Here is a 17,451-nt window from a genome sequence, read left to right on the forward strand (position 1 = left end):
AATATCAAGTTCTGTTAAGCATCATGTAATATTGCTAATATTTAGTACGATTTCCAATCTCCTATGTCTAAAAAACGAATTTTACTCGTTGGCGGTAACTTTTATCCTGAAACCACCGGTATTGGTAAATACAATGGTGAAATGATAGACTGGCTTGCTGCCAAGGGTTTTGAATGCACCGTTATCACTACTTATCCCTACTACCCCCACTGGCAGGTTCAGCATCCTTATCATAAGCGCTGGTTCTGGTATAAAACAGAAATAAAAGAAGCGGTTACAGAAGGGGGCAATCATATAAAAATATACCGCTGTCCACATTATGTACCCAAAACGCCTTCCGGGTTAAAGCGTATTATGCTGGATTTTTCATTCAGCATGTCGTGCTTTGTAAAGATTTTACAATTAATTCCTGCTAAAAAATTTGATGTTGTTATTACAGTAGTGCCTCCGTTTCACCTGGGACTACTGGCTGTATTATATAAGAAGATACGTAAGGCTAAGTTTTTTTATCATATACAGGATTTGCAGATCGAGGCTGCCCGCGACTTACAGATGATAAAGTCGGAAAAGGTGATTAAAACCTTATTTGGTCTGGAAAAGTATATCATTCAGCATGCTGATACTGTTAGTAGTATTTCTGATGGAATGATAGAAAAGATCAAAGCCAAGGCGGGCAAAGAAGTTACCTTTTTTCCTAACTGGGTGGATGTGAATGTGTTTCATCCATTGAATGATAAAGAGCAGTTGAAAGAGGAGTTTGGGTTTGCGCCCACCGATAAGATTGTTTTATACTCCGGTGCCATTGGCGAAAAACAGGGATTAGAGGCAATTATACATACTGCTGATAAGCTAAGGGAAAAAAAGGATATTAAATTTCTTATTTGTGGTTCGGGACCTTATAAAGAAAAACTAAAAGCGATAGCTGAGGCTTTAAAACTGGGAAATGTGGTTTTTTATCCACTTCAGCCATTTGAAAAGTTCAATAAGTTTTTAAATATGGCCGATCTGCATCTGGTAATTCAAAAAGCTAAAGCCAGTGATTTGGTAATGCCTTCAAAACTAACAACCATTCTTGCTGTGGGGGGAGTAGCTGTAATTACGGCTAATCCGGGTTCTTCCTTGTACGATCTGGTGAAAAAATACGGCATTGGAATTCTGGTAGAAGCTGAGAATCAAGACTCCTTAACTAAGGGGATCGAGAATGCAATAATGAGTAGTAATTTAGATGTTGCAACTCATGCCCGGGCTTATGCAGAGAATAATTTGTCTATTGATAATGTTTTAAGCAGGTATATAGGTGATGTATAAGGGTTTTGTTGTAAAAAATTAGATAAAAATGTAATTTTAGCATGGCTTTTGTATTTCCCCTTATAAGAGATATTGCTACTGCCATTTGAAAATGCTAAGAGTATGTTTAATATCCATTTAAAACCAGTATCTCATGGGAACCCGTTTCCAGTATCTTTTAAGAGTAACGCTATTAACAAGCGATTTCATCATTGTGAATGGATCGTGGCTTATATCTTATTTTATACTTCAAAATATTAATAATTCACTGGGAACACAGTACAGTCCCTTAAATCTATTTGCTTTTAATTTATGCTGGCTGCTGGCTGCGGGTTTATTAGGTTTATATCAGTATGTTACTTTAGCCAAGTTAGAAACAACTTTCCGTCAAACAGTTAAAACGATATTGGTACATATCTGTTTTTTTGCTGTGTTTTTGATGTATAGAGATCAGGCTGAGTTTTATAAAAGCTTTGTGCTGGTGAGCCTTATTTTGCAGAGTGTGTTTTTTACTATCAGTCGCTTTTTCCTTACGTTTGTAGTAGAGTTTATTATAGATAAAGCCAGATTACAGCAGAAAACGGCTATTATCGGATATAATGAAATGGGTATGAAGCTGGCCAACTACTTTGAAGGCAAGCAAAAAATGTATTCATTTGAAGGCTTTTTTGATATAGATGATAGTGGAGGGTATGCAATTAACGAGGATGGAAGAATTGTTGGTGCCATTGATCAGTGTATCGATTTTGCTATTAAAAATGAGATCCGGGAAGTTTATTCCACACTATTGCCTGGGCAACACGAAAAGGTAACAGAGTTACTGGAAGTTGCTGAACGTAACTGTATCCGTGTAAAATTTGTAGGGGAATTTCAACCAGGTGCCTATGCTGCGCATCATGTGGAATACCTCGATACTTTACCCGTGATCAGCCTACGGGCAGAGCCGCTTCAGGATGTAAGCAGCCGTGTTAAGAAAAGATTTTTTGATATTTTTATCAGTTCAATAGTAATTATACTCATTCTATCATGGCTTATTCCCATTCTGGCAATTCTTGTTAAATTAGAATCTAAGGGGGCAGCATTCTTTCGCCAGCTACGCTCAGGAAAAAATAATGAACCTTTCTGGTGTTATAAGTTCAGAAGCATGAGAGAAAATAAGGAAGGTGATTTGCTTCAGGCTTCTAAAGGAGATAAAAGAATTACTAAAATAGGTGCCTTTTTACGTAAAACAAGTCTTGATGAATTTCCACAGTTCTGGAATGTATTTATCGGCGATATGAGTATTGTTGGCCCGAGGCCGCACATGTTAAAGCATACCGAACAATACAGTGCCATTATTAAAAAGTATATGGTGCGTCAGTTTCTGAAACCTGGCATTACCGGTTGGGCACAGGTAAATGGGTATAGGGGGGAAACAAAAGATACAGAGCTGATGGAGAAAAGGGTGGAATATGATATCTGGTATATGGAAAACTGGTCGCTGATGCTGGATGTAAAAATTATATTCATGACCGTGATAAATATTTTTAAGGGCGAAGAACAGGCTTACTGATTCTCCTGCATTCCTGATATTCTTCTAACTGCGTCCATTGAATGCGAGGGTGCAGTTTTTTTATACTTTCCGCTAATTTATTTATTGATATTCTTAACGTATGCAGTGCAAATGTGATAATAGCATGGCAGCCTGTATTTATATAAACTAAAAGAGACTCAAGTAATGAAACTGACAGTAGTTGGTACTGGTTATGTAGGTTTAGTAACAGGTACCTGTTTCGCTGAAACCGGAAATTATGTAACATGCGTAGATATAGACGCGAACAAAGTTGCAAAGCTTTCCGGCGGGGAAATCACAATTTTTGAACCCGGACTGGAAGTATTATTTGCCCGTAACCTTAAAGAAGGGCGTTTAACGTTTACAACAGATCTGGCGGCGGGTTTGGCTGATGCTGAAGTGGTATTTCTGGCATTGCCTACACCGCCCGGAGAAGATGGAAGTGCCGATTTAAGCTATATTCTGGGCGTATCTGACCAGATTGGTAAATTGCTGAAAGATTATAAAGTTATTATTGATAAAAGCACGGTACCGGTAGGAACTGCCGGAAAGGTGCATGCTGCCATTGCTAAAAATTATTCGGGCGATTTTGATGTTGTAAGTAACCCGGAGTTTTTACGTGAAGGTGTAGCTGTGGATGATTTTATGAAGCCTGACCGTGTAGTAATTGGTACTACTTCTGAAAGAGCGCAAAAACTGATGAAAGATTTGTATGCGCCTTTTGTTCGCCAGGGAAATCCTATCATCTTTATGGATGAGAAAAGCGCTGAATTAACCAAGTATGCGGCTAACTCTTTTCTGGCTACCAAAATTTCATTTATGAATGAGATTGCCCGGCTTTGTGAAAAACTGGGAGCTGATGTTGATATGGTACGCAAAGGTATTGGAACAGATGAGCGTATTGGAAAGCGTTTTCTGTTTCCTGGTATTGGTTACGGTGGCAGCTGTTTTCCTAAAGATGTAAAAGCGTTGATTAAATCGTCTACCGAAGTAGCCTACGATTTTAAAATACTGAATGCGGTAGAAGAAGTGAATGAATTGCAGAAGCTGCACCTGGTGAGCCAGATTAAAGCATATTATAACGACTCGCTGAAGGGTAAACACTTTGCGTTGTGGGGGCTTGCTTTTAAACCTAATACGGATGACATTCGTGAAGCGCCGGCTTTATATATTATTGATGCATTGCTGGCAGCAGGTGCTACTGTAACTGCTTTTGATCCGGAAGCCATGAAAAATGTAAAACGTTTATTGGGCGACAGTATTGCTTTTGCAGAAGATCCATACAGTGCTTTGCAAAATGCAGACGCGTTGATTATTGCTACAGAGTGGAACGAATTCAGAACACCCGTGTTTGAACAAATTGCTTCTCTACTGAAAACGAAGACGATTTTTGATGGTCGTAACCTGTTTGAAGTAGAACAGGTGAGAGGGCTGGGATTCCATTATCAAAGTATTGGTCGTCCGTAATTGATAAGGCTCGTTTTCCTGTTTACTACCATACCATCTTAGTTGAAAAATGCATATTACCTGTAATGTGCATTTTTTACTTTAATCCCATTTGAATAATGAAGAAGTTACATATCCTTGAATCTTTAAGAGGAGCCGCCAGTATTTACGTTGCAATAGGACACTGGATACTTAGTTCGGCCAGTCTTTCGGGTTTGCTACGCCTGCCATTCAGGTTTGGGCAGGAAGCGGTTATTATTTTTTTTATATTATCGGGGCTGGTGATATTTTACTCATATGAAAAGGGGAGTGATAAAACATTGCGAACCTATTTTGTTAAAAGAGCAAGACGAATTTACTTCCCGTTAATTTGCGCCTTGCTGGTATCTGTGATTTTTGTGAGCCATACTTTTTCTGTAAAAGAGCTCATTGGTAATCTGTTAATGCTACAGGATTTTGAAACGGGAAAGCCCGGAAATATAGTGAACTCTTTTTTAGGAAATGCACCGCTTTGGTCGCTTTCTTATGAATGGATGTTTTACCTGTTGTTTCCTTTTGTTTACCCGGTGATAAAAGATAAACCTTCCAGAATACATGTTATTGGCTTATTCAGTGTTGTGAACATGGTGATCTATATCCTCTTCCCTAATCATATTTTCCTGGTGCTCTCTTACTTTCTGATATGGTGGGGCGGACTGGAAGTGGGGGAATATTTCCTGGGCGACAGAAAGAAAAGCAGGCCAGACTTATTGGTAAAGTACCTGTTACTGATTATAGGGATATTAATGGTGAAAACTGCTATTTTCTATACCGGCAATCATAATGTGCAGGTAGGTATATACCCTTACCTGGTACTGCGGCATTTTGGCTTTGCCTTACTTTGCCTGGCAGGTATCATATATCTTACCAATATCACCAAAGCGTTGGTAAACGTGATAAAGCCTTTTTATCTGATAGCACCTATCTCTTATGGAATTTATGTGCTGCATTATCCCATTTGGGTGCAGTCCCATTTTGAAATGAACCCGGTTTTGGAAATTGTTACCAAAATAGCCCTGGTGGCAGGATTGGCGTATATCATTGAGATGAAGTTGCAGCCATTGGTCAATAAACTGTTTAAATAGGCTATTTAAAGGGCTTTTTAGGGAGAATGGCAGGAGAATTATGTTTGTTCATCGTTTTTTAGCATGTAATTTGCATTAAAGCACACAATTAAACTTGGATTATGAAGAAGCTATTTATTCTACCCTTACTGGCCCTTTTGGTCTTTTTTTCCAGCTGTAAAAAAGAGTATATCACACAGGTAACTCCCAGTAAAACTATTTATCAGGACATAAAAATCACTGACTGGGTTTATGACGCCACTGATAAAACCTACTACACCAAAAACATTGACCTTACCAACGATATCAATACGGTGGAGTATGCTGACGGTGCTATTTCGGTAGCAGTGGATTTTAATGGCGCCACTCATAATTACGAAGCTTTACCACAGGTGTATAATGGCTACTCGTACACGTATTTCTATTATAATGGTATTTTAAAGCTTGGTGTGGGAGATGCTTACAATCAATCCATACCAGGTTTGCCTTTTTCAGGCACTATTACCGCAAAAATTACGCTTATTCCGGCTACTTACGTACCATAAGTGAAACATATAAACAGAAAAGCCGGTTCAACGTTGAACCGGCTTTTCTGTTTATATGCTATTTTAAAATGTCCCTTCTCTTAACGCCAGCTTTTTACCCATTTTAAAACACCACCAGGTAAACACGGGGGCTGCCAGTACATCACAGGTGTAGTGTACATGTTGTATCAGCACCAGGCAACCCATTAATATGCTTACTGCAAGGGCTATACGTTTATCCCATTTCTTATCCAGGCATAAAAATAGCAGGAACATGGTAGAAGTATGTCCGCTGAAAAAAAGGTCTTTGGTAATATACTTCTTGCCATAGCAGAGATTGCTGAGCGGGTCGGCCAACTCTATCAAACCATGTGGCGGATTTAAAGGCACCAGTGATATGGTTACTATGCGCATGATGCACAGTATTAAGTAACAATAACAAAACGTAAGAAGCAGGGCAGGCGTTTGTATAATACGAACCACAAACAAAAAGAACATACCCCACAGCAATATAAAAATAGGTACAGATACATTGGTTGGAGGAACATACTGCAACACAATATCGTGCAATACTATGCCTTCCCGTTTTTCGATCAGCTGAAAGAAATGAGGAAAAATGAACAGTATCAGCACGACAGCCAATATGCCAGTAACCATCCTTTTCATAAAAAGCAGTTCCTGTATGGCACATTTCCAGCCTGCCGGTGCAAGTGCTATCGGTGGTTTGCTACTTGGGGGCATTCAGTGAAGTTCGGATAAAACCCGGTAGTTTATGATGAGTTAAGTATATTTTAAGAATCTTATCGCGCTACGTGCAGCAGGTATTTGTCTTCAAAACCTTCCTCCGGAAAAATATCTCTTACAGGGATCATCCTGGGGCGGGCATTGCTTTCAGATATTTCCTGGGCCAGGTCGCCGCCTTTTAAGCATATTAAACCGTTGGCCAGCTCCTGCGTCCCCCCTTTCTTTAACAATGGGTTACTCCATTGCAGCAGGTCTTTTAAAGGAGCTACCGCACGGGAAACGGCAAAGTCAAACTTGCGGCCTTTAATTTCTTCAGCACGGGTATGTTGTACGGTAACGTTGGTTAAGCCAGCGCCTTCTGCTACCGCTTGTACTACCTTCAGTTTTTTGGCAATACTATCTACCAGGTGAAACTGTACTTCGGGAAAGAAAATAGCCAGAGGGATGCCCGGAAAACCGCCACCTGTGCCTATGTCTATAATCTGAGAGCCTGGCCGGAAATCTATCACCGCTGCAATGGTCAATGAGTGCAGCACATGCTTCAGATACAGACTATCAATGTCTTTGCGGGAAATCACATTTATTTTCTCATTCCACTCTGTATATAACTCTTTCAATGCAGTCAGCTGTTCCAACTGCTTCTCCGTAAACTCTGTAAAATATTTTAAAACTACCTCCATGGTAAACATCCTCCTTTTTAGTAAACACTCAATTTGTTGTTATTAATTCCAATGTTGCTTAGGCTTTTTCCATAAAGCGGGCACAAACAGGAAATAGTATACAAACATCCAGATATCGAACAACAGGAACATGGGCCACAGATCCACCTCCTGCAATTTCTTCATGCTCTTGTACCAGATAAACGATTGTAACAGTAAACGCACGCCGTATACCGATAAAGCTATCCACCAGTTATAAAACAACGCTACTATCAGCAAGGGATATAGCATAGCGTGTGTTAAAGAATACAATCCCAATAAAAACTTATGCTTGGGTTTATAATAACGCGCTGCTGAATAATGCCTGTTTTTTTGACGCCACCATTCTTTCCAGGTTTTCTTGGGGCTGCTAAGGGTGTAGGTTTCGGGGTCTATTACAATTGCTGTATTCTTTTTGTTGGCCACCATGTTAATAAACAGGTCATCATCGCCACCAGGAATCTGGTTAATAGATGAAAAGCCTTTGTTATTAAAGAATAATGCTTTTTTATAAGAGAGGTTGCGACCCACGCCCATATAAGGAAGGCCGGCCAGTGCAAATGAAAAGTACTGTAAGGCTGAATGGAAGGTTTCAAAGCGGATCAGCTTATTTAAGATACCCGGCATTTTATGATAAGCGCCGTAACCCAGCACAATATCAATGCCTGGTTGATAAGCATCCTGCATTTTCTGCAGCCAGAATTCGCTGGCCGGCATACAATCCGCATCGGTTAACAACACTATTTCGTAGCGTGCTGTTTTAATGCCCATAGATAACGGGAATTTTTTACCTGGTATGAGTTTGGCTTCCTGTGACAGTTGCACAGGAATCAGGTTTTTGAATGATTTTTTGAATTCGTCCAGTAAGTATTTTGATTCGTCTTTGGAATTGTCGTTTACCACAATAATCTCGTGGCTGGTGCGGTAGCCCTGTACCAGGATGCCCGGCAGGTTTTTAGCCAGGTTGTGCGCTTCGTCACGGGCGCAAATGATGATAGAAACAGGATATTCCTGGGTTTCAGCCTTTTGTGAAGGTTTGTAGGCAGCTAGTCTTCTAAAGAAAAACAGGTAATAAAACACCTGCACCGCCACTATTGTACAAAATAGCGCAAATAGCGACAGCAGAACCGAAGGCAATATATTCATCCGGCAAAAATAGTTGTTAGGTTGAATAGTTGAGGGGGTTGTTAGTACTTTTGCCGGCTATGGCAGCATTATCATTCGAATTAGCGGGAGTTGACAGCAACAGCAAAGCCCGTGCAGGGGTAATCACCACCGATCATGGTGTAATACAAACACCCATTTTTATGCCGGTAGGCACCGTGGGAAGCGTGAAAGCCGTAACCCAACAGCAGTTGTACAGTGAAATCAATGCACAGATTATACTGGGTAATACCTATCATTTATACCTGCGCCCGGGTGTGGACGTGCTGGAAGCAGCCGGAGGACTCCATCATTTTAATGGATGGCACCGTCCTATACTTACCGATAGCGGTGGTTACCAGGTATTTTCGCTGGCCGAAAACCGGAAAATTACCGAGCAGGGCGTATTGTTTCAGTCACATATAGATGGTAGCCGCCATTTGTTTACTCCCGAAAGTGTAATGGATATTCAACGTAGTATTGGCGCGGATATTATCATGGCCTTTGATGAATGCCCGCCTTATCCCAGTGAGTATACCTATGCCCGTAAAAGCATGGAGTTAACACACCGCTGGCTGGACCGTTGTTTTGCCCGCCTGGCCGAAACGCCTGATAAGTATGGTTACACGCAAAACCTGTTTCCTATTATACAGGGCAGCACTTTCCCGGATTTGCGCAGGGCATCGAGCGAATACATTGCTTCCTGCAACGCAACCGGTAATGCCATTGGTGGCCTGAGTGTAGGGGAGCCGGAAGAAATGATGTATGAATACACGGCGCTTTGCTGCGATATATTGCCAGCAGATAAACCCCGTTACCTGATGGGCGTAGGCACGCCGTGGAATATTCTGGAAGGTATTTCGCTGGGTGTAGATATGTTTGATTGTGTAATGCCTACCCGTAACGGACGCAACGGCATGTTGTTCACTACCCAAGGAGTTGTTAATATTCGTAATAAAAAATGGGCTACCGACTTCTCGGTAATTGACCCTTCACTGGATTGTGAAACCAGCCGTTACTATACCAAAGCCTACCTGCGCCATCTGTTTGTGGCCAATGAAATACTGGCTTTGCAAATAGCCAGCATTCATAACCTTGCTTTTTACCTGTGGCTGGTAAAGGAAGCGCGTTTGCGTATTCTGGCAGGCGACTTTGATAGTTGGAAGAAAAACATAATACCGGTATTAAAGCAAAGATTGTAGTATTTAAAAATTCCATTTTACATTTAGGGGGTATGAAGAAGCTCGACTGGTACATTATCAAAAAATTTCTTACTACTTTTTTCTTTGCTATTTTCTTATTCGCCATTATTTCGGTGGTGGTGGATGTGGGCGAAAAAACAGACGACTTTGTAAAAAGTGGCTGGAGCTTTTCTAAAATAGTGGTGGACTATTATCTGGCCTTCATTCCCCATATTATAGCGCTGCTGTTTCCGCTGTTCGTGTTTATTGCGGTGATCTTCTTCACTTCTAAAATGGCGGGTAAAAGTGAAATTGTGGCTATACTGGCCAGTGGCGTGCATTTCAGAAGGGTGTTACAGCCTTACCTGTTAGCGGGTATTTTTCTGGGAGCTATATTATGGTATGCCAACGGGTATGTGATTCCACGTGCCGAAGTGAAGCGTACTTATTTTGAAGACGTATATGTAAATGGTAACTCTACCTACAACCCCCTGGTGCAAGGCAGTAATAACCTGTATTTCAGAATAGACTCTTTTACCTATGCAGGGGTGCATTATTATGATACCGTGCGCAAACAGGGCGGCCCGTTTTTCTTACACCGCGTAAGCAAAGCCAAACCTCATGAGGTGTCGTTTAACCTGCGTGCCGAAACCATACGCTGGGACACGGCCACTAAAAAATGGGCACTGGACCAGGTAGTGGAAAGAGAGATAGATGGACTGAAAGAAAAAACTACGTTAACAGCCACCAAGCAAATGAAGTTCACTTTTGAGCCACGCGATTTACGAAAGGATGATTTTGCCAAAGATAAAATGACCACTCCCGAACTCGTTCACCGAATAAAACTGGAAGAGCTTAGGGGAACAGAAGGAGTAAAGGCACTTCAGATAGAAAGGTACAGAAGGGATGCTACGCCGATAGCGGTTATTATATTAACGTTAATTGGTGCTATCATTGGCAGTAAGAAAGTAAGAGGCGGAAGCGGTGTACACCTGGCTATGGGCTTCATTATCGCTGCCTTGTTTATATTAATGGACAGGTTTTCTACTATTTTTTCAACGAAAGGAAACTTACCGCCGTTAGTAGCAGCCTGGATACCCAACCTGGTGTTTTCATGCGTGGCTTATTATATATATAAGAAGTCACCTAAATAAGGGTGGAGTTTTCATTTCTTTCAAAAACTTTTGTGTTGATAAGCATGTTGACTTACCTTTAACCTTTATTAAAAAAGCAGGTAAAAAAGGTCAATTGTCGTAGCCTATATTTAAAAATTTTTGCAGTCATGGAAGTAATCAAGGAAAGGTTCAAAGCGAAAGCAGAAGCCGCTGGTGCAGAGATAAAAGATTTGTTGAAAGAGCATGGTTCTAAAAAAATAGGGGAGGTAACCCTATCGCAAATTTACCAGGGTATGCGTGGCATAACAGGCATGGTAACCGAAACCAGCTTGCTGGACCCTAAAGAAGGTATCCGCTTCCGTGGATACTCCATCCCCGAGTTACAACAGTTATTACCTAAAGCTCCAGGCGGTGACGAACCTTTACCGGAAGGCATCTTTTACCTGATGCTGATAGGTGAAATTCCAACTGAAGAAGATGTTCAGTTATTAACTTCCGTATGGCAGCGCAGAAGTCACGTTCCTAACCACGTATTTGATGTAATTGATGCGTTTCCTATAAGTGCACACCCGATGACTATGTTTGTTGCTGCTATCATGGCTATGCAAACAGAAAGTCATTTTGCAAAAGCATACGCAAAAGGCATTAACAAGAAAGATTACTGGGGTTACATTTTTGAAGACTCTATGGATCTGATTGCCCGCCTGCCCCGTGTTGCTGCTTATGTGTATCGCCGTAAATATAAAAACAACGAGCATATCCAGCCGGATGGCCTGTTAGACTGGGCTGGTAACCTGGCTCACATGATGGGTTACGAAGACAAGAGCTTTTTTGAACTGATGCGTTTATACATGACCATTCATGCCGATCATGAAGGTGGAAACGTATCTGCACACACTACCCACCTGGTAGGTTCTTCCCTGAGCGATCCTTACCTGTGCTTTGCAGCAGGTATGAACGGTTTGGCTGGTCCTTTACATGGCCTGGCTAACCAGGAAGTGATCAAGTGGATTTTTGAAATGCGCGAAGAGCTGAACACTGCTAAACCTACTCCTGAGCAAATTGCAGAGTATGTAAACAATACCCTGGCTTCCGGTAAAGTAGTACCTGGTTACGGTCACGCTGTATTGCGTAAAACCGACCCACGTTTTACTGCACAAATGGAGTTTGGTAAAAAGCACATGCCTAACGATCCATTAGTACAAACTGTATGGAACATTTACGATACTGTACCTCCTATTTTAACTGCTTTAGGCAAGGTGAAAAACCCATGGCCTAACGTAGATGCGCATAGCGGTGCATTGTTGGTACACTACGGCATGAACGAATATGAGTTTTACACCGTGTTGTTTGGTGTAAGCCGTGCCCTGGGTGTATTAGCCAGCCTGTGTTGGGATAGAGCATTAGGATTTGCGATCGAGCGTCCAAAGTCTGTAACCACCGATTCTGTAAAAGCCTGGTTAAAAGGCGAAGGCGAAATCTGGGGCGAATAATTACCAGCGTAATCCACCTATTTATATTTAGAAAGAGTTCCTGTTTACGGGAGCTCTTTTTTATTTGGATAAAAAGATGAGATTAAATTTTGTCTGAATCAAATGTATCCTATACATTTGCAACCTCTTCGGGGGTTTAGCTCAGTTGGCTAGAGCGTTTGCATGGCATGCAAAAGGTCACCGGTTCGACTCCGGTAACCTCCACGAAAAGGAAGCCCTGATAGTAATATCGGGGCTTTTTTATTGCCGATAACTGAACCTAACCTTATCAATGTTGATAAAACAATGGCTCTGTCAAAACAAACAGGGCCTTTCTGAAAGGTTGTAGATGCATAAGCTATGTTAGTGTGCCTGATAAAAGAAAATTCCCGGATGGCAAGGTATGCAGCCCGCAAAATGAAAGCTTCCGCTATTGCCATGGTGGTGCGCCGTACTATTTATTTGCATGGGGTAACTGCTGAAGAGTTTTTGCGGGATAGCGAGTGGGTACGACACGAGGTATGCCATGTGAGACAATATCAGCGCATGACTGTATTGCTGTTCCTACCTGTTTACCTGTGGTATTGCCTTCGATATGGTTATTATAATAACCCGCTGGAAATAGAAGCAAGGGCGGAAGAAAAGAATCCTGCTATCATGAATGATACTATGCTGGTGCCTGTTAAAAACAAGAAATAACAGCAGTGTTGCTGAGTGTCTTTATCTCTATATAAAATTAACCCTTTTTATCTTTTGTATAGTAGTATATATGACTTGTAATAGCAGCAGGTAAAACGTGGTTTGGTAAAGAAAAGGTAAACATATAATATAAAAATGGCAGGATAATGGTGGTAAAATAATATGCAAAAATTAGTATTGATTCGCCACGGCGAAAGCATATGGAATAAAGAAAACCGCTTTACTGGTTGGACAGATGTGGATTTGTCGGAAGAAGGTGTGCGACAGGCGCATCAGGCAGGACAACTATTAAAGAAGCATGGGTTTACTTTTGATATAGGGTTTACTTCGGTGCTAAAGCGTTCCATTAAAACCCTGCATTTTGTGCTGGAAGAAATGGATCAGCTATGGATACCGGTAAAGAAATCGTGGCGGCTGAATGAGCGCTTTTATGGTGCTTTGCAGGGACTGAACAAGGCTGAGATTGTGCAACAGTATGGTGAAGAGCAGGTGCACCAATGGCGTCGTGATCCGCATGCGCACCCACCTGCCATTACAGAAAATGATGAGCGCTTTCCCGGACACTACCTGCGTTACAACGATCTTACGTATCGCGAATTGCCGCTGACAGAAAACCTGAGCGAAACCATGACGCGTGCCCTTCCTTTCTGGCATGAAAGCATTATCCCTGCATTGAAGCAAAATCAGAAAGTGATTATCAGTGCACATGGCAATAGCTTGCGGGCACTGGTGCAATACATTGAAAACCTTTCCGATGAACAGGTAACACAGCTGGATATACCTACAGCCACTCCCTGGGTGTATGAACTGGATGACAGGCTAAACAGCATCAGGCATTATTATCTTGACTAACAGGGAATGCAAGTGGTGCAATCCTGTTTGCTATCAGTTCCATTCATACTATTTGTAAGCATTTTGTGCGAAGTATGCAGAACATGTTATACAATGGCAACAAGCACGCCATGTTACTACCAGCTTCAATGTAACAGAGTCTGTAGCAAACAGACCAGAAAAACCTTTCATTCATATATGAAATTTATTATGCTATCCATAAAGAGGGTATGGTGCTGTCTGGTAAAGGTTGCAAATAAATGAATCAATGTGTATGTTGTTATCGGTTAATAGATGGTTTACTGTCTTTTACAATGGAGGAAGGTGCGCATTCAGATAAAGTGCTACTGCAATTATTAAAGCTGTCAGGGGTAAATATTATGTTCAATCCTGACAAAGTAAAACGGTATCGTTCACGCACAAAGGTTTCGTAGCCAGTCGCTTACCTGTGTTTTGGTTGCTGTTTCAGTAAAGTCTACACAGATGGCCCGGCTGCAGTTACCCTAACAGGAAAGGGTATAGGATTTCAGTATATATTTGTCATTGTCGAATCTTTTAATAGTTTAGTTGACAAATAGTCCTGCTCCAACATGCCAATTGCCAAAACTGTACTTGTAGTAATACCTTGTTTTAACGAAGGGGAAGCGTTGCCTGCTTTGCTGCAACAATTGCGACAAGTAACCATTCCCGGGTACGATTTATCCATAGCGGTAGTAAACGATGCTTCTGCTGATAATACTGCCGCAATTGCCAGAAAAGAAGGGGTGGTGGTATTGGATTTGCCTGTAAACTTAGGTATTGGCGGGGCTGTGCAAACCGGTTTCCGGTACGCCCATAGATATGGGTTTGATTTTGCTTTGCAGGTAGATGGAGATGGGCAGCATCCTCCGGAAGAAATTGTGCGGTTGCTTCAATGCCAGGAGGCAACGGGCGCGCATGTGGTTATTGGTTCCCGTTTCCTGGTGAAGGAAGGGTTTCAGTCGTCAGCGCTACGGCGTACCGGTATCAGGTATTTTCACTGGTTAAATAAAGTATTTACCGGAAATGCTATTTACGATAGCACTTCCGGGTTTCGTTTGTTGAATAAAACTGCCATAGCCATGGCTTCGGCGTACTATCCTGATGAATACCCCGAACCGGAATCACTGGTGTTTTTCGCCCGGCAGGGGCTGGAAATTGCGGAAACTCCTGTAGTAATGCGCGAAAGGGCAGGCGGTAAATCTTCTATCAGAAATTTTGCTACCTTTTATTATTGCACCAAAGTAACCATCTCCATGTTCTTCTCTTATATACGTCATTTTTAAACCTATCAGTAATGGCCAGAATACAGCTTATCACTATTATAGTTGACTTTTTGTTTGTGCTTTACATCTCCCGTTTAATTGTAAAAGGCAAACTACGCGAAGAGTATGCCGTAGTGTGGATTGCCTGTACTGCATTGCTTACTCTGTTCTCGCTATGGCGTGATGGATTGGAAGTGTTGGCAAAGTTGTTTGGGGTGTATGCTGCCCCTAACCTTGTATTTACCGTATTAATATTTCTGATATTGATATACCTGCTGCATTTATCTGTCGTAAACTCTAAGCTGCAGAAAAATGTAACAAGGCTAACGCAGGAGATGGCCTTGTTACAGGAGAAGCTGGAAAAGGAAAAATAATTACTGATTTTTCAGTTTGTAAGCTTCGGCCAGGTTTCCTTTCAGGTAAATATTGTTATTGTTAAAACGTAAACCCTGGTTGGCAGCTTCAATAGCTTTATCGTATTGCTTTAGCCTGTTATAAGCAGCACATATATTGTTATAAGCTATGTCGTAACCCGGATGTAATTTCAAGGCTTCTTGTGCGGCTTCAATACATTGCAGGTAGTTGCCGTTGTTATAAGCCTTTAAGCTAATGTTGATATAGTCTTCTGGTGTTTTAGCGTGTGCTGGTTGGGCTGGGGCTTTATTGGCTGAAGTGTGCGTGCTCTGTACAAGGGCGGCAGTGTTTGCTTCTTTAGTTTTTAGTAATACTTCATCGTGAGGGCTAAGTGCTAATCCCTGGCTGATAAGAACATCAGCATCTGAAAACCTGCCTTGCATGGTTAAAAATCTGGCATACAAGCCATAGGTAGAAGGCACACGGTTATCTAAAGAAATAGCTTTTTTAAAATAAGCTTCTGCTTCGGCAGGTGCATTGCTATACTGCTTTACTATACCCAGGTTTGTATAAGCACGGGAATAATATGGCCAGAGTTGTGTAGTTTTTATAAAACAGTATTCTGCGGTATGAAAATCGCCCTTTGACATTAAAGCTACTCCATAATTCATCCAGCCACGTCCATTGCCAGGGGCTTTTACTGTATTCTCCTTCCATAACGATTCTTCGGTAGCCCATACTTTATTGCGTTCCCTGGTAGCAAATGCATGTAATGTAAGCGCCAGCATACAGGCCGCAAGCGCTACCCATTTACGGGCAGGATATTGTGTTTGCATCAATGCCGGTAATGTTTGCTGTGCCAGCGCTGCACAGGCTAAAAACAGGCCTATGTAGGGGAAAAATGTACGGTGATCGTTTAATACTTCTGCAAAGGGCAGCAGGCTGGTAGGTGCTAACGCCAGTAAAAACCATGCTATACCAAAAGCGATAGGGCGTGTGGTTGTTTTAACCGATGTTTTAATGATAAGCATTACCAGTACCAACACAAACAATGTCCCTGCAATTACCCTGTCATCACTATAGCTATTGATAACAGTCCAGTCGGTATCTGCTACCAGGTTAACGGGGAATAGGAAGTTGTAGCAGTAATGGAATATTACAAAAGGCTGTGTAAGAATGTATTGCCATTTATTAGCTCCCCCGGGGGTCCAGGTGCTGGAGGTCATGTGGCGTACAAATAAAAACACAATTACTGTAACGGTAACAGGAACCAGGTTTTTAAATACCACATTTATAACCTGCTTTCTGCCTTTCCACCAGCTGTTAACAGGAAGGTTTTGTTCAAATAATAATTTGTATAGCAAAAACAAAGGAATAAACATGACAGCCTGTTCTTTAGAGAGCAGTCCCAGTAATACCGGAACCAGGTATAAATAATATTTTCTGCAAATGGCTGAATATACGTAACAAATAAAGGCAGCTATAATAAATAAGGTTGACATGATGTCCGACCGGGCTATGATATAGTTCACAGTTTCGGCATTGGCAGCATGAAGCAGAAACCATCCTGTTGTGATTACTGCTACCCACTTATTCAGCGCATGCTGTTGCGCCTGGTTTAAGAAAAATATTAGAAAAGCATAAAGCAATATGCCTATTAATGAAAACAAAATAAAATTGGTGATATGGAACATGTACGGATCGGGTGAAGGCTTGCCACCCAGATAAAAGTCTATAGCAGTGGAAGTGGTAAGCAATGGGCGGTACGACTGGTTAGAAGGTAACGTGCTCATAGTAGTGGCATCTGTAAAGAAAGAAGGGATGTTTTGTAACCTTCTGATACTAAGATTGTTTTCTATCGTATGGCTGTCGTCAAAATGAAAACTATTGTGAAAATGATTTGCGTAGGTGAGTATAGCGGCAAAAAGGACAATAATTAACGGAAAACAGGGATATATTCTTTTCATAACAAATCGATCTTTGCAGAGGATATAAATGGCTGTAATGATACAGGAAAAA

At 41.5% G+C, this 17,451-nt stretch carries 16 protein-coding genes and 1 tRNA gene; 13 read left to right on the forward strand and 4 right to left on the reverse strand.

Annotated elements, in window-relative coordinates:
* The first annotated feature begins 63 nt into the window (after nucleotides 1–63).
* The 5 genes from FLA_RS01370 (at nucleotide 64) to FLA_RS01390 (ending at nucleotide 5,933) form a co-directional block, all read left to right on the forward strand.
* On the forward strand, nucleotides 64–1,308 hold the full coding sequence (locus FLA_RS01370) for a WcaI family glycosyltransferase (protein WP_076381620.1): 1,245 nt from the start codon (nucleotides 64–66) through the stop codon (nucleotides 1,306–1,308).
* A gap of 133 nt (nucleotides 1,309–1,441) precedes the next feature.
* Nucleotides 1,442–2,839, forward strand: coding sequence for an undecaprenyl-phosphate glucose phosphotransferase (locus FLA_RS01375; RefSeq protein ID WP_076381621.1), 1,398 nt, complete (start codon nucleotides 1,442–1,444; stop codon nucleotides 2,837–2,839).
* Nucleotides 2,840–3,004: 165 nt separating this feature from the next.
* Nucleotides 3,005–4,306, forward strand: coding sequence for a UDP-glucose dehydrogenase family protein (locus FLA_RS01380; protein ID WP_076381622.1), 1,302 nt, complete (start codon nucleotides 3,005–3,007; stop codon nucleotides 4,304–4,306).
* Nucleotides 4,307–4,404: 98 nt separating this feature from the next.
* Complete coding sequence (locus tag FLA_RS01385; protein ID WP_076381623.1) at nucleotides 4,405–5,409, forward strand: acyltransferase family protein; 1,005 nt, start codon at nucleotides 4,405–4,407, stop codon at nucleotides 5,407–5,409.
* A 101-nt stretch (nucleotides 5,410–5,510) separates the two neighbouring features.
* Entirely contained in the window at nucleotides 5,511–5,933 is a 423-nt protein-coding gene (locus FLA_RS01390; RefSeq protein ID WP_076381624.1) for a hypothetical protein, read from the forward strand.
* Between the two features lie 63 nt (nucleotides 5,934–5,996).
* Here FLA_RS01390 and FLA_RS01395 read toward each other — a convergent pair whose 3' ends face one another.
* From FLA_RS01395 to FLA_RS01405, 3 genes are all read right to left on the reverse strand, one after another.
* Complete coding sequence (locus tag FLA_RS01395) at nucleotides 5,997–6,578, reverse strand: phosphatase PAP2-related protein (protein WP_096511415.1); 582 nt, start codon at nucleotides 6,576–6,578, stop codon at nucleotides 5,997–5,999.
* A 134-nt stretch (nucleotides 6,579–6,712) separates the two neighbouring features.
* Entirely contained in the window at nucleotides 6,713–7,336 is a 624-nt protein-coding gene (gene rsmG / locus FLA_RS01400; RefSeq protein ID WP_076381852.1) for a 16S rRNA (guanine(527)-N(7))-methyltransferase RsmG, read from the reverse strand.
* A gap of 42 nt (nucleotides 7,337–7,378) precedes the next feature.
* On the reverse strand, nucleotides 7,379–8,500 hold the full coding sequence (locus FLA_RS01405) for a glycosyltransferase (protein ID WP_076381626.1): 1,122 nt from the start codon (nucleotides 8,498–8,500) through the stop codon (nucleotides 7,379–7,381).
* Nucleotides 8,501–8,559: 59 nt separating this feature from the next.
* Between FLA_RS01405 and tgt the strand changes: the two genes are divergently transcribed.
* The 8 genes from tgt to FLA_RS01445 all read left to right on the forward strand — a co-directional run bounded on the left by tgt (nucleotide 8,560) and on the right by FLA_RS01445 (nucleotide 15,452).
* On the forward strand, nucleotides 8,560–9,699 hold the full coding sequence (gene tgt, locus FLA_RS01410) for a tRNA guanosine(34) transglycosylase Tgt (protein WP_076381627.1): 1,140 nt from the start codon (nucleotides 8,560–8,562) through the stop codon (nucleotides 9,697–9,699).
* 32 nt (nucleotides 9,700–9,731) lie between these two features.
* Nucleotides 9,732–10,832, forward strand: coding sequence for an LptF/LptG family permease (locus FLA_RS01415; RefSeq protein ID WP_076381853.1), 1,101 nt, complete (start codon nucleotides 9,732–9,734; stop codon nucleotides 10,830–10,832).
* A gap of 128 nt (nucleotides 10,833–10,960) precedes the next feature.
* The gene (locus FLA_RS01420; protein ID WP_076381628.1) at nucleotides 10,961–12,286 is read left to right on the forward strand and encodes a citrate (Si)-synthase, eukaryotic; all 1,326 of its coding nucleotides are present in this window, start codon (nucleotides 10,961–10,963) and stop codon (nucleotides 12,284–12,286) included.
* Between the two features lie 130 nt (nucleotides 12,287–12,416).
* Nucleotides 12,417–12,490: transfer RNA gene (locus FLA_RS01425), tRNA-Ala, on the forward strand.
* Nucleotides 12,491–12,658: 168 nt separating this feature from the next.
* Entirely contained in the window at nucleotides 12,659–12,964 is a 306-nt protein-coding gene (locus FLA_RS01430) for a DUF4157 domain-containing protein (protein ID WP_231940376.1), read from the forward strand.
* A gap of 162 nt (nucleotides 12,965–13,126) precedes the next feature.
* Entirely contained in the window at nucleotides 13,127–13,816 is a 690-nt protein-coding gene (gene gpmA / locus FLA_RS01435; RefSeq protein WP_076381630.1) for a 2,3-diphosphoglycerate-dependent phosphoglycerate mutase, read from the forward strand.
* A 569-nt stretch (nucleotides 13,817–14,385) separates the two neighbouring features.
* Complete coding sequence (locus FLA_RS01440) at nucleotides 14,386–15,099, forward strand: glycosyltransferase family 2 protein (protein ID WP_076381631.1); 714 nt, start codon at nucleotides 14,386–14,388, stop codon at nucleotides 15,097–15,099.
* Between the two features lie 11 nt (nucleotides 15,100–15,110).
* Complete coding sequence (locus FLA_RS01445; protein WP_076381632.1) at nucleotides 15,111–15,452, forward strand: DUF2304 domain-containing protein; 342 nt, start codon at nucleotides 15,111–15,113, stop codon at nucleotides 15,450–15,452.
* Here the strand turns inward: FLA_RS01445 and FLA_RS01450 are convergent, their stop codons facing one another.
* Nucleotides 15,453–17,399 (reverse strand): tetratricopeptide repeat protein, encoded by a 1,947-nt coding sequence (locus FLA_RS01450; protein WP_144264136.1) that lies wholly within the window; start codon nucleotides 17,397–17,399, stop codon nucleotides 15,453–15,455. It lies immediately after the preceding gene.
* Nucleotides 17,400–17,451: the final 52 nt, after the last annotated feature.

The sequence above is a fragment of the Filimonas lacunae genome (assembly GCF_002355595.1).
GTDB lineage: Bacteria > Bacteroidota > Bacteroidia > Chitinophagales > Chitinophagaceae > Filimonas > Filimonas lacunae.

Excerpts from the sequence above, each read along its gene's own strand:
- tgt (WP_076381627.1), top strand. The coding sequence starts at position 8,560 with ATGGCAGCATTATCATTCGAATTAGCGGGAGTTGACAGCAACAGCAAA.
- FLA_RS01445 (WP_076381632.1), top strand. The coding sequence starts at position 15,111 with ATGGCCAGAATACAGCTTATCACTATTATAGTTGACTTTTTGTTTGTG.
- FLA_RS01440 (WP_076381631.1), top strand. The coding sequence starts at position 14,386 with ATGCCAATTGCCAAAACTGTACTTGTAGTAATACCTTGTTTTAACGAA.
- FLA_RS01380 (WP_076381622.1), top strand. The coding sequence starts at position 3,005 with ATGAAACTGACAGTAGTTGGTACTGGTTATGTAGGTTTAGTAACAGGT.
- FLA_RS01405 (WP_076381626.1), bottom strand. The coding sequence starts at position 8,500 with ATGAATATATTGCCTTCGGTTCTGCTGTCGCTATTTGCGCTATTTTGT.
- FLA_RS01430 (WP_231940376.1), top strand. The coding sequence starts at position 12,659 with ATGGCAAGGTATGCAGCCCGCAAAATGAAAGCTTCCGCTATTGCCATG.
- rsmG (WP_076381852.1), bottom strand. The coding sequence starts at position 7,336 with ATGGAGGTAGTTTTAAAATATTTTACAGAGTTTACGGAGAAGCAGTTG.
- FLA_RS01375 (WP_076381621.1), top strand. The coding sequence starts at position 1,442 with ATGGGAACCCGTTTCCAGTATCTTTTAAGAGTAACGCTATTAACAAGC.
- FLA_RS01385 (WP_076381623.1), top strand. The coding sequence starts at position 4,405 with ATGAAGAAGTTACATATCCTTGAATCTTTAAGAGGAGCCGCCAGTATT.
- FLA_RS01415 (WP_076381853.1), top strand. The coding sequence starts at position 9,732 with ATGAAGAAGCTCGACTGGTACATTATCAAAAAATTTCTTACTACTTTT.
- FLA_RS01370 (WP_076381620.1), top strand. The coding sequence starts at position 64 with ATGTCTAAAAAACGAATTTTACTCGTTGGCGGTAACTTTTATCCTGAA.
- gpmA (WP_076381630.1), top strand. The coding sequence starts at position 13,127 with ATGCAAAAATTAGTATTGATTCGCCACGGCGAAAGCATATGGAATAAA.
- FLA_RS01390 (WP_076381624.1), top strand. The coding sequence starts at position 5,511 with ATGAAGAAGCTATTTATTCTACCCTTACTGGCCCTTTTGGTCTTTTTT.
- FLA_RS01395 (WP_096511415.1), bottom strand. The coding sequence starts at position 6,578 with ATGAAAAGGATGGTTACTGGCATATTGGCTGTCGTGCTGATACTGTTC.
- FLA_RS01420 (WP_076381628.1), top strand. The coding sequence starts at position 10,961 with ATGGAAGTAATCAAGGAAAGGTTCAAAGCGAAAGCAGAAGCCGCTGGT.
- FLA_RS01450 (WP_144264136.1), bottom strand. The coding sequence starts at position 17,399 with ATGAAAAGAATATATCCCTGTTTTCCGTTAATTATTGTCCTTTTTGCC.